Below are 14,239 nucleotides of genomic sequence, written 5' to 3'. Positions count from 1 at the left end.
ACCTGACCTCTTACATTCCCAGGTATGCCTGCTGCACCTGGGGGTTATTCAGTAATGCCCGTCCGGTGTCGGCGAGGACGACCTCGCCGGTTTCCAGGACGTAGCCGCGGCCGGCGGCTTCGAGGGCCATGTGCGCGTTCTGCTCCACCAGGAGCACGGTGGTGCCGCGGCGGTTGATCTCGCCGATGATCCGGAAGATATCCTTGACCAGGAACGGCGCCAGGCCCAGGGAGGGCTCGTCCAGCAGTAAGAGCTTCGGGCGGGCCATCAGGGCGCGGCCCATGGCCAGCATCTGCTGCTCGCCGCCGGACATGGTGCCGGCCTTCTGGTCCAGCCGCTCGCGCAGCCGGGGGAACAACTCCAGCATGGCCTCGTGGTCCGCGGCGAGTTCCTCGGCGTCGTCCCGGACAAAGCCGCCCATCTCGAGGTTCTCCCGCACGCTCATCCTCGGGAAGATCTGCCGCCCCTCGGGCGCCTGCGCGATCCCCAGCCGCACGATGTCGTGCGTCGGCAGGGTGTCGATCCGTCTGCCCTGAAAGGAGATGGCGCCGCGGTACGGGCGTTGCAGGCCGGAGATGGTCCGCAGCGTGGTGGACTTCCCGGCGCCGTTGGCGCCGATCAGCGTGACGATCTCCCCCGCATCGGCGCGCAGCGTGACGCCTTTCAGAGCGTGGACCGCCCCGTAATAGACGTCGAGGCGATCGACTTCGAGCATCAGGCCCCCGCGCCCAGGTCGGCTTGGATCTCCTCACCGAGGTAGGCCTCGATGACGTGGGGGTTGCTGCGGATCTCCGCCGGGTTGCCCTCGGCGATCTTGATCCCGTAGTCGAGCACCGCGATTCGCTGGCAGATCCCCATCACCACCCGCATGTCGTGCTCGATCAGCAGGATGGTGAGTCCGAAGCGCCCGCGCAGATCCTCGATCAGGTGCATGAGCTGGTCGCTCTCCTGCGGATTGAGGCCGGCCGCCGGCTCGTCCAGCAGCAGAAGCTTGGGTTTGCCGGCCAGCGCGCGGGCGATCTCGAGGCGCCGCTGCTGTCCGTACGGCAGGTCGGAGGCCGTTGTCTCCGCCCACGACGAGAGCCCGAGCAGATCGAGCAGATCGGTGGCCTCGCGCTTCATCGCCCGCTCGTCGGCGTCGAACCGGGGGCTGCGTAGCAGCGCGTCCCAGAGCGTGGCCCGCGAGTGGTGGTGCGCGGCGATGCAAACGTTGTCGCGGCAGCAGCGGGTCGAGAAGAGCCGGATGTTCTGGAAGGTGCGGGTGATGCCGCGCCTGGCGATGGCGTGGGGCTTGAGCCCCTGAATGGGACGCCCCTCGAGCAGGATGCGCCCCGAGGTCGGCGCGTAGACCCCGGTGATCACGTTGAAGACCGTGGTCTTGCCGGCGCCGTTCGGTCCGATCAGCCCGACCAGCTCGCCGGCCGCCACCTCGAGGTCGAGATCGGCGACCGCCTTGAGGCCGCCGAAGGCCATGGTCACCTTCTCGAGCTGGAGGAGCGGCGCGCTCATGCCGCCTCGCGCACCGCACGCCGCCGACGAAGCCAGGACAGCGTGATCTCCCGAGTGCCGAGCAGGCCCTGCGGGCGGGTGATCATGAGCACGATGAGCATCAGCGAGTAGATCACCATGCGGTACTCCTTGACCGGCCGCAGCAGCTCGGGGAGCAGCGTCAGGACGATCGCCGCCAGCACCGAGCCGGAGATGCTGCCCATGCCGCCCAGCACCACCATCGCGATCACCTCGATGCTCTTGATGAAGGTGAACGAGTTGGGGTTGAGGTAGCTCAGGAAATGAGCGAACAGGCCACCCGCGACGCCGGCGAAGAAAGCTCCGATCACGAAGGCGAGCACCTTGTAGGAAGTGGTGTCCACCCCCAGCGCCTCGGCCGCGACTTCGTCGTCGCGAATCGCGAACAGCGCGCGGCCGTGGCTGCTGTGGGCGAGATTGCGCGCGACCGCCAGCACCGCGGCGACGCCCACACCCACCCAGAACACGTTCGCCCATCCCGGGATCCCGGGCAGGCCGCGCGCTCCGCCGATCACGTCGATGTTGAGGATGAGCACACGGATGATCTCGCCGAATCCGAGCGTGACGATCGCCAGGTAGTCGCCGCGCAGCCGCAGCGAAGGAAGGCCGACCAGGTAGCCGGCCAGCGCGGCCAACAGCCCTCCGACCAGCAGGGCCATCAGCAAGGCCGGCGCGGCGGCGATGGGCTGCGGAAGTCCTAGCCCCTGGAGCTTCGACACCCAGCCAGCGCCAAGATGGAGCGAGAACATCGCCGATCCGTAGGCGCCGAGCGCCATGAAGCCGGCGTGCCCGATCGAGAACTGCCCGGTGAAGCCGTTGATCAGGTTGAGGGACACGGCCAGCACCACGTTGATCCCGCACAGCACCACGATCTGGAGCAGGTAAGGGCTGAGCACGCGACGCAGCGCGAGATCGGCCACCAGGAGGAGCGCCAGCACCCCGATCAGCCAGGCCGCCTGTTTCAAGTCACACCTTCTCGGCCGTGGCCTTGCCGAGGATGCCGGCCGGGCGCACCAGCAGGATCACGATGAGCAGGACGAAGGCGATCGCGTCCCGATAGGTCGGCGACAGGTAGCCCACCACCATGACCTCGGCGATTCCCATCACCAGCCCGCCGAGCACCGCCCCCGGGATGTTGCCGATCCCGCCCAGCACCGCGGCAACGAAGGCCTTGAGTCCCGGCATGATGCCCATGAGCGGCTCGATCTTCGGGTTCTGCAGGGCCACCAGCACGCCCGCGGCGGCGGCCAGCACGGAGCCGAGCACGAAGGTGAAGGAGATGATGCGGTCTACGGAGATGCCCATGAGCGCCGCGGCGGTGTGGCTGTGCGACACCGCGCGCATCGCTTTGCCGACCCGGGTGTTGAGGACGATGAAGCGCAGCCCCAGCATGAGGCCGAGCGAGACCACGAGAATGATGATCTGCTGGTTCGAGATCGTCACCCCCCCGCCGAGCGCGAGGTTCTTGGGCGCGATGATCTGAGGGAAGAACTTGGGATCGGCGCCGAACAGCAGGATGCCGCCGTTCTCGAGCAGCAGCGAAACGCCGATCGCGGTGATCAGCGCGGCGAGGCGCGAAGAACGCCGCACCGGTTTGTAGGCGAAGCGCTCGATGACGTAGCCCACGACACCGCATCCCGCCATCGCGATCGCCAGCACGGCCAGGGCCTGCGCGATGTTCGGATCACGCGCCGCCCCCATCCACCGCGCGGCGTAGAGCCCGAAGAAGGCGCCCAGCATGTACACGTCGCCGTGGGCGAAATTGATGAGGCGCAGGATGCCGTAGACCATGGTGTACCCGAGGGCGATCAGCGCGTAGACGCTTCCCCAGGTGACTCCGTTGACCAGCTGCTGCAGGAATTCCGACACGGATCAGGTGGGAGGACGCAAGGCGTCACACCCGATCACGCAGGAGGCTGCGGCTTGATCTGCGCGGCGAAAGTCTTCTTGCCGTCCTTGATCGCGATCACCACCGCCGGCTTGGTGGCGTTGCGGTTGGCGTCCAGCGTGATGACTCCCGTGACGCCCGAATACTCGTGGGTTTGGGCGATCAGGTCGCGCAGCTTCTTGCACGCCGCCTTGCGCTGCTCGGTTCCCGCCATCTTGGACGACAGTCCCTTGAAGGTCTCGGGGTCCTGCTCGGCCATGTGCTGCAGCGCGGTGAACAGCACCGTGGCGGCGTCATAGGCCAACCCGCCGATCGCGTCGGGATCCGCGTTGCCGTTGCCGGCGCGGTACTGCTTGAGGAACTCCTGCAGCTTGGGATCCGGATAGTCGAGCGCCCAGTGGTTCGAGTAGTAGCACCCGTTCAGCGCCTCGCCGCCGATCTCGATGAGCTGGCCGCTCTCCCAGCCGTCCCCGCCGATCAAGGGCACCGTGATGCCGAGCTCGCGGGCCTGGCGCGCGATCAGGCCGGCCTCGGTGTAGTAGCCCGGCACGATGATGGCCTCCGGGTTCCGAGCCTTGATGGCGGTGAGCTGCGAGCGGAAGTCCTGGTCGCCGGCGCTGTAGGCCTGCTCGTAGACCACCTGGCCGCCCATGTTCTTGAAGGCGTCGGTGAAGTACTGCGCCAATCCGATGCTGTAGTCGTTCTTCACGTCCTTGAGCATGGCGACACGCTTGAGCTTGAGGTTCTCGGCCGTGAATTTGGCCATCACCCAGCCCTGGAAGTCGTCGAGGAAGCACATGCGGAAGATGTAGTCGCCGACCTGAGTGACCTTGGGGTTGGTCGAGGACGGCGAGATCATGGGCACGCCGGCGTTCTGGCAAATCGGGCCGGCGGCGAGACTCCGGGACGAAGCGACCTCGCCGAGCACGGCGATCACCCGGTCCTGGTTGATCAGCTTCTGCACCACGGTCGCCGCTTCTTCGGCGCGGCCCTGGTCGTCCTCTTCCACCACGCGCACGGTGAGGCCGCCGATCTTGCCTTCCTTGGTGGCGTTCAGCTCGGCGAGCGCCACCCGCACCCCGGCCTTGGTGGACTGGCCGAAGGTGGCGTCGCTGCCGCTGAGAGAGCCGTACTCGCCGATCACCAGCTCCTCGGTCGCCGAACCACCGCAGCCCGCCAGAGACACAGCACCGAGCCAGGCGGCCAAGCCTACGAGCAGTCCTAAGCGCGACCTCATGTCGTTGCCTCCAGGATTGGGTTGGTCGGGCGAGCCGACGTGCTCGCGCAGGTGCCTCTCAAAGGGCGCAAGTCAAGCGCGTACCACTAGCACGCGAATCGGGATCGGGCAAGCCAAATGATTCTGCCGGCGAGGGTTGTCCCTTCTCAGGTGGGTTGTTAAAGTGCCGGCTCCATGGAGCGTGACGCACGGATGCATCCCCCCTGGATGGCGGCGCTGCTCGCCCTCGTGAGTCTGGGGGCGCTGGCCGGATGCGGCGGTCCACCGCGTCCAGGCGAGGTTCCCACACCGCCCACCGCCTCTCCTTCTCCGCGTCCCGAGCCGGGCTACGAGCAGCGCATCGACAGCCTCGAGTCCGTCGACAGCACGGCGGTGCGCGACCGGCGCATCGTGATCGATCCCGGACACGGCGGCGCGTACAAGGGCTCGCTCGGCGTCAACGGGCTGACCGAGGCCGAAGTCAACCTGGCGGTATCGCTCGAGCTGGAGAGATTGCTGGTGGCGCGCGGCGCCCAGGTGCTGATGACCCGTCGCGAGAATCTCGACTTCCGCACCGCGTCGGACAGCACGCTGCGCGGCGACCTGGCCGAGCGCACGCGGATCGCGAACACGTTCACGCCCGACTTGTTCGTGTCGGTCCATCACAACGCCGATGCCGGCGGCGCCCACGACAAGAACGAAACCCAGACCTACTACAAGCTGGGCGACGAAGGAGCTTCGCTCGACGCCGCTGCCAGCATCCATCGCTTCCTCAAGCGAAATCTCGGAATCCACGGGCAGCGTCTCCTGCCCGGCAACTACTTCGTCCTCCGTAACAGCGACGCCCCGGCGGTGCTGACCGAGGCCTCGTATCTCACCAATCCCGACGTCGAGAGCCGGCTCAAGCTGCCGGAGAAGCAGCGTCTCGAGGCCGAGGCGCTCTATCTCGGCATCGCCCACTTCTTCGCGCGCGGCGCGCCCAGCCTCGACTCGTTCGAGGCGCTGGGCGGGGACGGCCGCTCCGATACGAGCTTCACCGAGATCGACGGGCCGAGCCTCGTCGGGCGCGTGAGCGGCGCCTTCGACCAGATCGAGATGTGGCTCGATGGCCAGCCGGTCCAGCCCGAGCGCAGAGGATCGACCGTGGTGTGGCGTCCCGCCGGCCCGCTCACGGTCGGACGGCACGAGGCGCGGCTGCGCGTGGCGCTGGCGGGTACCGGCTCTTCGCTCGAGCGCCGGGTGTCGTTCCAGCTCGAGCGCAGGCCCGCGCGTCTGCAGGCGAGCGTGTGGCCCGAGCGCCCGGCGCCCCTGGTCGGCGTGCGCGTGGAAGTGCTGGACCGCGCGGGCATGCCGAGCGTCTCGCCGATCCGGCTCCGCGTCGCCGCCGGGCGCGCCGGCGTGTCGCCGGCCGAGACCACCATCACGTCACAGGACGGCGTGGCATGGGCCTATCTCCGGATGTCGCGTGGCGCGCGAGCGTCGAGCAAGGCGCTCGGCCGGGTTTCGGTGCGCACCGGCGATCTCCCGCGCGCGGCGACGATCGCGTTCACCTCCGGCGCGAAGGCGAAGCGGGTGTGGAGCGGGTGGGCGCGCAGCGAGCCGGCTTCCGCCCGTCTGCGCGAAGCGCTCGGGACGCGCGAGCCCGCGCCTCGCTGGAGCTGGATCAACCGCGACGGCTTCGTGGCGCTGGGCTCGGACACCACCATCACGCCGTTGGCGCTTCCCGGCTACCGGCTGTGGGGCTTCGACAGCCTGCCTCCTCAGTTCACTCCCGTGGCCGGTGGCGTGCTGCACGGCCGGCGCATCCTGCTCGATCCCGACGGCGGCGGCGAGAACAGCGGCGGCATGGGGCCGAGCGGCACGCGCGGCGCGCTCTACAACATGCAGGTCGCGCAATCGCTGGCTTCGCTGCTGCGCGCGGCGGGCGCCGAGGTGGCGCTGGCGCGCAACGGCGACGTGGCGGCTTCGGACGTGGAGCGCGTCCGCGTGAGCGAGGAGTTCCGGGCCGACCGCTTCCTCCGCATCGGTCACCGTCCCGAGTCCACGCACGTCGGGTACTACTTCTCGAGCGCCGCGGGCAAGGCGTGGGGACAGCGCACCGCCGCCTGGCTCTCGCGGCTCGGCTTCTCTCCCCCGCCGGTCGTGGAGGACGCACAATATCCGCTGCAGCAGACTTCGTGCACCGCGCTCTACGTCTCGGCGCGACGCATCGACGATCCTGCGGAAGAATCGGCCATGAACGCGCCCGGAGCGGTGCGCGCCGAAGCTTATGCGCTCTACCTCGGCCTCCTCGAGGACTGGGCCGGTTCCGGCACCTGGCCGGTCGATTCCGTGGAGGTGCGCGATGCCGACGATCGCCCCGCGGCCGGCGCGCTGGTGACGCTCGGGGGCGCGCTCGTCCTCCAGGCCGACGCGCGGGGAAAGGTGCGGTTCGCCCTCACCGAAGCCGGTCCACTGATGGTCGAAGCCGAGCATCCCGCGGTGAGCGCGCGCACGGTTCTGTTAGACTCGCAGCGCGGCATTCGCCTGACCGGGCCTCGCGGACGGTAGGGGCCCCCGCTTGCCGGCCTGCCCGGAAGACATTGATGGTTCATGGCACCGTCGGCTACTTTCACGAGCGTGCGCGCTGCGCGCGCCGCTCCTCGCTGATCACGCTCGGCCTGAGTCTTCTGGCGCTCGGGCTGCTGATCATGCCCGCAACTCAACGCGGCGCGCGCCGTCTCACCAAGGACTCGGCGCGCTTCGGCTTCGAAGGACCCGAGCAATACGTGCGGCGCATCACGCTCGAGCACCGAGGCTCGGCCTCCACCCTGTCGGACGTCGGCCAGCTGTCGGTGTCCGTGCAGAGCAAGAAGGGCGGAGGGGGAAGACCGTCACGGGCCACCGTGGGGCAGCCGCAGCCGCGACATCGCTTCGAAGGGCCCGGCTCGTCCGACGCGGACCTGTCGATGCGTTCGGTGTCGCGGCTGGCCGGCGTCCCGGTCTTCCAGTCCGAGGAGCTGGTGATCGACCGCCTGGTCAAACCCACCTATCCCCAGGCCTTGCTCGACAAGAACGTCGAAGGCAAGGTCACCGTCCAGGCCCTGGTGGATACGGTGGGGAACGTGATCGAGGTCCAGCTCGTCAACAGCACCGGCGAGGCGCTGTTCGAAAAGGCTGCCGAGGAAGCCGTGTGGCTGTGCCGCTTTCGTCCCTACCGCGGCGGGGGAGGCGAAGCCAGCGAGGTTTACGCCGTCTTCCGTTTCTCGTTCCGCATCTACTGATCCGCTCTCTGCACTCGAACCCTCCGGGAGGACCGACATGATGCGCCTGGCGTGCGTCGTGTTTCTCTTGCTCGTCACCGGCACCGCTCACGCTCAGCACGGACACACTCCATCGACCGCCACGGCTCCGGCTCCGGCGCTCACCGGCGTCGGCGGGATTCGCCATCCGGTGTCGACCCGGAATGCCGAAGCCCAGCGCTACTTCGATCAAGGCCTCAATCTGTCGTTCGCGTTCAACCATGACGAGGCGTTTCGCGCCTTCCAGCGGGCGAGCCAGCTCGATCCGCAGCTCGCGATGGCGACCTGGGGCATGGCGCTCGTGCTCGGCCCCAACATCAACCTGCCGATCGATGAGCCGCGCTCCAAGCAGGCCTATGAGCTGGTCCAGAAAGCGGTGAAGCAGGCGGCGAAGGCGCCGGAGAGCGAGAAGGCCTACGTGCAGGCGCTCGCCAAGAGGTACGCCGCCGATCCCAAGGCCGACCGCGCGAAGCTCGACGTCGCCTACAAGGAAGCGATGGGCGAGCTGTCGCGGCGCTATCCCGACGACCTCGACGCCGCCACGCTCTACGCCGAGGCGGCGATGGACCTGCGCCCCTGGCAGTACTGGATGCCCGACGGCAAGCCCAACGAAGGCACGGTCGAGATCGTCGAGGTGCTGCAATCGGTGCTGCGACGGAATCCCGACCACATCGGCGCCAATCACCTGCTGATCCACGCCGTCGAGGCGTCGCCCCATCCCGAGCTGGCGCTCGGCGCCGCCCGGCGGCTGGAGGGGGCGGCCCCCGGCGCCGGCCACCTGGTCCACATGCCCACCCACATCTACGCGCGCGTGGGAGATCACGAAGCCTCGGCGAAGCTCAACGAGCAGGCGGCCGAGGTGGATCGCGATTACATCACCAAGCACAAGGTGGAAGGCATCTACCCGGCGATGTACTTCAATCACAACATGCACTTCGCGGCCTACTCCAACGCCGCTCGAGGAAACTACAAGGGCGCCCTGCGCTCGGCCACGGATGTCTACGACCATGCCTCGCCGGCGGTGAAGGAGATGCCGATGCTCGAGCTCTTCACCCCCACGCCGCTCCTGGTCCAGGTGCGCTTTCGCCGCTGGGAGGATGTGCTGAAGGTCAGCGACCCGGGCGAGACGATGCCGATCACCCGCGGCGTCTGGCGGTTCGGTCGCGGCATGGCCTACGCCGCCAAGGGCGACGCGGCCCGGGCGGCGGAAGAGCGCCGGGCGCTCGAGACGCAGATCGGAGCGCTGCCCGCCGAGGCGATGGTCGGATTCAACCCCGGCAAGTCCATCCTCGGCATCGCCGCCGCCCTGCTCGATGCCCGGATCGCCGAGAGCGCGAAACAGGACGCCAAGGCGCTCGAAGCCCTGAACCGCGCCGTGGCGGCGGAAGACCAGCTCGCCTACGACGAGCCCCCGGACTGGTACCTGCACGCTCGGGAGTCGCTGGGCGGTTTTCTGCTGCGCAGCGGCAAGCCGGTCGAAGCGGAGAAGGCCTTCCGCGCCGATCTCGATCGCAACTTTCGCAACGGCCGCTCGCTCTTCGGCCTCGCGCAGTCGCTGCGCGCCCAGGGCAAGACCTGGGCGTCCGCTTCGGTCGACCAGGAGTTCCAGCGCGTATGGAAGGACGCGGACGTCAAGCTGACCGTCGACGACCTCTAGAGCGGCTCTCGTCGTGCCGAAAACCGGAGGGTGCCGGCCGTTTGGGAGCCGGCCCCTCCGCTCCTAGACTCATCCCGTCATGCGCCTCTCGGTCGTCATTCCGGCGTACAACGAAGAAGAGCGGCTCGAGCCCATGTTGCGGGCGTACGCGAGCGCGCTCCAGGCCGAAGACGAGCTGATCGTGGTCGTCAACGGCTCCACCGATCACACCGCCGACGTTGCGCGGCGCGTCGCCATGGATCACGCCTCGATCCAGGTGATCGAGATCCCCGAGAAGATCGGCAAGGGAGGAGCCGTGCGCGCCGGGTTCGCGCGATCGACCGGAGCGCTCGTGGGATTCGCCGACGCCGACCTCGCCACCCCGCCCGCCGAGTTCATGAGACTGGTCGAAGCCACGTCGGATGCCGACGGAGCCATCGCATCGCGGTGGGCGCCGGGAGCGAAGGTCTATGGCCGGACCTGGCTCAGGACCCTGGCGAGCCGCATGTTCGCCGGCCTCGTGCAGGCCATGTTCGGATTGCCCTTCGCCGACACGCAGTGCGGCGCCAAGGTCTTCCAGCGCCGCTTCCTGCCTGCCTACCTCGCCACGTCCACCGTGACCGACCTGGCGTTCGACGTGGAGTTGCTGCTGATCCTGCACCGCGCCGGAGCGCGCATCGTGGAAGTCCCGTCGGTGTGGACGGCGGTGCCGGGCTCCTCGACGCTGGCCTCGCCGGTCGGTCTTGCCAGGAACGGCTGGCGGATGTTCCGGTCGCTGGTTCGTCTCAAGCGCGGCGCCCGCCGCTGGGTCTTCGCTCCGGTCGCTCGGTGAAGCGAATCATCGAGATCCTTCCGGCTCTCTTCTTCGCGGGCGGGCTGGCGCTCTACGCGCCGCGGCTCGCCGTGCCTCAGAAGTACATCTTCGACGAGGTCTACCACGCCTATACCGCGGGCCAGTACGCGGCGGGAAACAAGGACGCCTACGTCTGGTACACGAAGTCGCCCCAGAAGAACGTGGCTTACATGTGGAACCATCCGCCGCTCGGCGTTCACCTGATCTCGATCGGGATCCGGATCTGGGGAGACCACTCGTTCGGATGGCGCTTCATGAGCGTGGTGTTCGGCGCCATCGGCCTCGCCCTCGCGTACCAGCTGGGGCTGGCGCTCACCGGCCGGGTCGCGATCGCGGCGCTCGCGGCCTTTCTCCTGTCGATGGACGGCCTCTACTTCGTGCAGGCGCGAACCGGCATGCTGGACGTATTCGGCGTGGTCTTCATGATGGCGGCGCTGCTGCAATTCCATCGCTACTGGACTGCCGCTCCCGAACGCGCCGGCCGGCGCTTGCCATGGGTCGGCGTGTTCCTGGGGCTGGCGATCGCCACCAAGTGGAACGCGGCGTACGCCTCGGGCGTGATCGGACTGATCGCGGTGGCGCGCGCCTTCTGGCTCGGACGCCGTGCCGAAGCGGGTGGTGCGGGCGCCGTGGCGCGCCACCTCGGGTGGGTCGCGCTGGGGCTCATGGTCGTGCCCGGGCTGATCTACCTGCTCGCCTACGTGCCGTTCTTCATGGTCGGTCACGGGCTCGAGGATTTCGTCGAGCTCCAGCGCCAGATCTTCAGCTATCACTCGAAGCTCACCGCAACGCACGCCTACCAATCGCGCTGGTGGAGCTGGCCTCTGGTCCAGCGGCCGGTCTGGTATCACGTCACGCGCTACGAGAACGCCGTCGCCCATGTCTACGCGCTGGCGAACCCCATCCTCCACTGGGTCCTGCTGCCGGCCATGGTATGGGCGACGGCGTGGTGGGCGCGGCGCCACGATCCCGCGTGGCTGACGGCCGGGATCGGCTTCTTCGGTCAGTGGCTGCCCTGGGCGCTGGTGTCACGCATCAGCTTCGCCTACCACTTCCTTCCCGTCGTGCCTTTCGGCTGCCTCGCACTCGCGCTCGCGCTGAACCGCATGACGGAAGGCCCGCGCGCACTGCGCTGGCTCCCCTGGGCCTACGCCTTTGTGCTCATCGTGGCGTTCGTGTTCTTCTACCCGGTCTGGGCCTGCGTGCCGCTCACACCACAGGAGTTCCAGTGGCGGCTCTGGATGCCGACCTGGCGGTGACGACAGGTATATTCTCGCTGCAGTCCTTCCTTTCTCGCTGCAGTCCGCCCCCGAGGTGAATCCATGCCACGCATTCCATCGCCACCCAGCGCTCGCATTCTGCTGCTCGTCGCCATCGCCTGTTTCCCCTCGCCGCGCCCGGCCGCTGCGGCCGACGAGCCGCCGGCCAAGCCTCTCAAGGCCACGGCGGACTTTGGCTACGTCAGCACCGCCGGCAATTCCGACGTCAAGACCCTGAACAGCAGCGACAAGATCGAGTACACGACGGGTCGCTGGCTGTTCACGCAGATGGGCGCCGCGGTGTGGGGCACCGACCAGGGGGTCGAGAACACCGGCGCGTACAGGCTGGAGCTGCGAGCCGATTACAAGCTCGCGGAGCGAATCGGCGCCTACGCCCTGGGCTCGTGGCGCCGCAACACCTTCGCCGCGATCGCGCGCCAGTTCGACGAGGGCGTTGGGCTCGTGTACCACGCGGTGACCCCTCAGCCTCATCAACTCGATCTCGAAGCCGGCGTCGGTGTCACTCAGCGCCGCAATACCCTGGGCGCCGAGGATGACTTCGGCACCGGGCGTCTCGCTGCCTTCTATCGCTACCACTTCCGGGAGAAGGCCTACGTCGAGGCGAACGGGGCTTATCTGAGCAATTTCAAGAACTCCGACGATTACGAGACCGATGCCAAGGCCGCTCTGGTGGCTCCACTCGGCGGGATGCTGGCGCTCAAGCTGGGCTACAACTATCACTACCGCAACGCGCCGCCACCGGGCTTCCGCCAGTGGGATTCGATGTTCTCGTCAGGAATTCAGCTCGCGTACTGACGGGACGACGCGTTCGCCCGGGCTCACGGCCTCGCCTTGACCTCATAGACGGCATAAGGCGGCAGGTCCACGATACGGCGGAAGCGCACGGCGAACGCGGCCTCGTCCGGCTTGAAGTGCTCGCGCTCCCACGGCCCGATCACGATGTCATCGACGTCGAGCTCCTCGAGCTTGACGAGGCCTTGGGGACTGAGTGCGTACATCGCGCGGACGTCGCGCTCGCGCTGCGCGGCGTCGATCCCCTGGCTCCACATCCAGCCGGGATAGCTCATGACCACGTGGCGCCCGGCCAGCATGGCCACCGGATGGTTGTGCTGGAGCCCGGCGAGAAAGAGCGCATCCGGAGGGGTTCGCTCACGCACGGCTTCGGCCACCTTCATCTCCTGCGAGGTGAGCATGAGGAGGTGGTCGCGACCCAGGGCCTGGTCCAGGTGCGCAAGCAGTCCCGAGAGGAGCAGCGTGGCGACGACGAGAGAGACCGCGATCCTGACCGCGAAGCCTTGGCGTCTCACCAGCCGGACCAGGCTCGCGGCCACGAGCACGCAGGCCGCCAGATACCAGTACAGGAAGACCTTGGTGTTGTCCCAATCCCACGGCTGGAAGACGACCAGGTTCGCGATCACGAAGACCGGCATGAACGCCCACAGGAAACGCGCATGGGCACGAGGCAGGGCTTCGCGGTCGAAGAGCGCCCACAGGAGCAGCGGCAGGAACGCGCCGAGATTCTTGAGCCAGAAGAACCACCACGGATCGGACTTGGCGACCCATCCGAGCTGCCCATGGATGTGGCGAAGCGCGCCGCCTCCACCCTGCTGCATGAGGAACACCGGAACAGAGAGCGCCGCCCACACCGCGAAGTACGCCAGCCACTCGCGCCGCGGGAATGCCAGGACGAGAAATGGGGTGATGAGCGCGAGCGCCAGCATCGTTCCGAGGTGCGCGAGCGGAAGCAGTCCGGTCGCGATGCCTGCGAGGATGAACGGCTTCCAGCCACCCTCGCGCCCACCCTCGAGCAGCAGCGTGGTCGAGAGCAGGCCGACCGGCAGTCCGTAGAGGACGGCCCGTTGCGGCACCAGATAGGCGAAGACCACGTCCTTCCAGCGGAAGTTGCCGGCTTCCTGAGCCGCCCGGTTCCAGGGATGCGCCCACAACGTTTGCCACGGATGGTCGGTGGCCAGGGCATCACGCACGCTCAGCCACCAGCCGAGCCCGCCGCCGATCAGGAACAGCACGGTCGCGAGAGCGGCCGCGGTGGAGTCGCCGGACAGACGGCGCGCGAACGCGAACAGGGCCAGCGTCAACAGCGAGAGGAACACGAAGCTGTGGAGCGGCAGCGCTTGAATCGGTGAGAGGCCGAGCCGCACCATGGCCGCCACCGTCACCGAGGTCAGGTAGTGATACGAGAGCGGATGGTCGGCGAAACGCGGATGGGTCGGCGGGAAGTTGTTGCCGTAGGCGAAGGACGTGACGTCGCCCAGATGCTGCGACCAGTCGCCCCAGATGTGGATGTGCCCTGAGTAGAGGCCCTTGGCTTCCACGGTGAGCGCCGAGCCGCACAGCAGGGCCCAGCGAGCGATGAAGAGCGCGAGGATCACCATGGTCCCCCACCCGATCGCCGCGCCCGCCGCCCTCGGGCCGTCGCCCCGGCCACGCATCAGCGCCATCCCTGCGGCCGCGCACGACAGCCCGAGTCCGATCAGGACGGGAACGGTCAGCCCCAGCCACGACGCCAGCGGGATCAGCGCCGTCGAGCCGATGACCAC

Annotated in this window: 12 protein-coding genes; 6 read left to right on the top strand and 6 right to left on the bottom strand. The window is 68.1% G+C overall.

What is annotated here, in order from left to right:
• Positions 1-10: 10 nt before the first annotated feature.
• The 5 genes from VFQ05_02965 to VFQ05_02945 are packed head-to-tail and all read right to left on the bottom strand — an operon-like array spanning position 11 to position 4,652.
• Positions 11-715 (bottom strand): ABC transporter ATP-binding protein, encoded by a 705-nt coding sequence (locus tag VFQ05_02965; protein HET9325713.1) that lies wholly within the window; start codon positions 713-715, stop codon positions 11-13.
• On the bottom strand, positions 715-1,509 hold the full coding sequence (locus VFQ05_02960) for an ABC transporter ATP-binding protein (GenBank protein ID HET9325712.1): 795 nt from the start codon (positions 1,507-1,509) through the stop codon (positions 715-717). The genes VFQ05_02965 and VFQ05_02960 overlap by 1 nt, the downstream gene beginning before the upstream one ends.
• The gene (locus VFQ05_02955; GenBank protein HET9325711.1) at positions 1,506-2,492 is read right to left on the bottom strand and encodes a branched-chain amino acid ABC transporter permease; all 987 of its coding nucleotides are present in this window, start codon (positions 2,490-2,492) and stop codon (positions 1,506-1,508) included. Before VFQ05_02955 ends, VFQ05_02960 begins: the two co-directional genes overlap by 4 nt.
• A gap of 1 nt (position 2,493) precedes the next feature.
• Positions 2,494-3,396: a branched-chain amino acid ABC transporter permease gene (locus VFQ05_02950; protein ID HET9325710.1), complete on the bottom strand. Its 903-nt coding sequence runs from the start codon at positions 3,394-3,396 to the stop codon at positions 2,494-2,496.
• Positions 3,397-3,431: 35 nt separating this feature from the next.
• Positions 3,432-4,652 carry an ABC transporter substrate-binding protein gene (locus tag VFQ05_02945; protein HET9325709.1) on the bottom strand — a complete coding sequence of 407 codons (1,221 nt, stop codon included), beginning with the start codon at positions 4,650-4,652 and terminating at the stop codon, positions 3,432-3,434.
• A 192-nt stretch (positions 4,653-4,844) separates the two neighbouring features.
• Here VFQ05_02945 and VFQ05_02940 point away from each other — a divergent pair, with 192 nt between their 5' ends.
• The 6 genes from VFQ05_02940 to VFQ05_02915 all read left to right on the top strand — a co-directional run bounded on the left by VFQ05_02940 (position 4,845) and on the right by VFQ05_02915 (position 12,476).
• Complete coding sequence (locus tag VFQ05_02940) at positions 4,845-7,181, top strand: N-acetylmuramoyl-L-alanine amidase (GenBank protein HET9325708.1); 2,337 nt, start codon at positions 4,845-4,847, stop codon at positions 7,179-7,181.
• A 35-nt stretch (positions 7,182-7,216) separates the two neighbouring features.
• Positions 7,217-7,894, top strand: coding sequence for an energy transducer TonB (locus tag VFQ05_02935; protein HET9325707.1), 678 nt, complete (start codon positions 7,217-7,219; stop codon positions 7,892-7,894).
• 37 nt (positions 7,895-7,931) lie between these two features.
• On the top strand, positions 7,932-9,569 hold the full coding sequence (locus tag VFQ05_02930) for a hypothetical protein (GenBank protein HET9325706.1): 1,638 nt from the start codon (positions 7,932-7,934) through the stop codon (positions 9,567-9,569).
• 79 nt (positions 9,570-9,648) lie between these two features.
• The gene (locus VFQ05_02925; GenBank protein ID HET9325705.1) at positions 9,649-10,380 is read left to right on the top strand and encodes a dolichyl-phosphate beta-glucosyltransferase; all 732 of its coding nucleotides are present in this window, start codon (positions 9,649-9,651) and stop codon (positions 10,378-10,380) included.
• Positions 10,377-11,660: a phospholipid carrier-dependent glycosyltransferase gene (locus VFQ05_02920; protein HET9325704.1), complete on the top strand. Its 1,284-nt coding sequence runs from the start codon at positions 10,377-10,379 to the stop codon at positions 11,658-11,660. The genes VFQ05_02925 and VFQ05_02920 overlap by 4 nt, the downstream gene beginning before the upstream one ends.
• Positions 11,661-11,723: 63 nt before the next feature.
• Entirely contained in the window at positions 11,724-12,476 is a 753-nt protein-coding gene (locus VFQ05_02915; GenBank protein ID HET9325703.1) for a DUF481 domain-containing protein, read from the top strand.
• Positions 12,477-12,499: 23 nt separating this feature from the next.
• Here VFQ05_02915 and VFQ05_02910 read toward each other — a convergent pair whose 3' ends face one another.
• Entirely contained in the window at positions 12,500-14,239 is a 1,740-nt protein-coding gene (locus VFQ05_02910) for a hypothetical protein (protein ID HET9325702.1), read from the bottom strand.

It is taken from the genome of Candidatus Eisenbacteria bacterium, from assembly GCA_035712145.1.
Classification (GTDB): Bacteria; Eisenbacteria; RBG-16-71-46; order RBG-16-71-46; family RBG-16-71-46; genus DASTBI01.
This window is presented reverse-complemented; position numbering and strand designations above follow the sequence as displayed.

What these genes read in the sequence shown, in the direction of transcription:
- VFQ05_02965 (HET9325713.1), bottom strand. Translation starts at nt 715, where the DNA reads ATGCTCGAAGTCGATCGCCTCGACGTCTATTACGGGGCGGTCCACGCT.
- VFQ05_02960 (HET9325712.1), bottom strand. Translation starts at nt 1,509, where the DNA reads ATGAGCGCGCCGCTCCTCCAGCTCGAGAAGGTGACCATGGCCTTCGGC.
- VFQ05_02945 (HET9325709.1), bottom strand. Translation starts at nt 4,652, where the DNA reads ATGAGGTCGCGCTTAGGACTGCTCGTAGGCTTGGCCGCCTGGCTCGGT.
- VFQ05_02940 (HET9325708.1), top strand. Translation starts at nt 4,845, where the DNA reads ATGCATCCCCCCTGGATGGCGGCGCTGCTCGCCCTCGTGAGTCTGGGG.
- VFQ05_02935 (HET9325707.1), top strand. Translation starts at nt 7,217, where the DNA reads ATGGTTCATGGCACCGTCGGCTACTTTCACGAGCGTGCGCGCTGCGCG.
- VFQ05_02930 (HET9325706.1), top strand. Translation starts at nt 7,932, where the DNA reads ATGATGCGCCTGGCGTGCGTCGTGTTTCTCTTGCTCGTCACCGGCACC.
- VFQ05_02925 (HET9325705.1), top strand. Translation starts at nt 9,649, where the DNA reads ATGCGCCTCTCGGTCGTCATTCCGGCGTACAACGAAGAAGAGCGGCTC.
- VFQ05_02915 (HET9325703.1), top strand. Translation starts at nt 11,724, where the DNA reads ATGCCACGCATTCCATCGCCACCCAGCGCTCGCATTCTGCTGCTCGTC.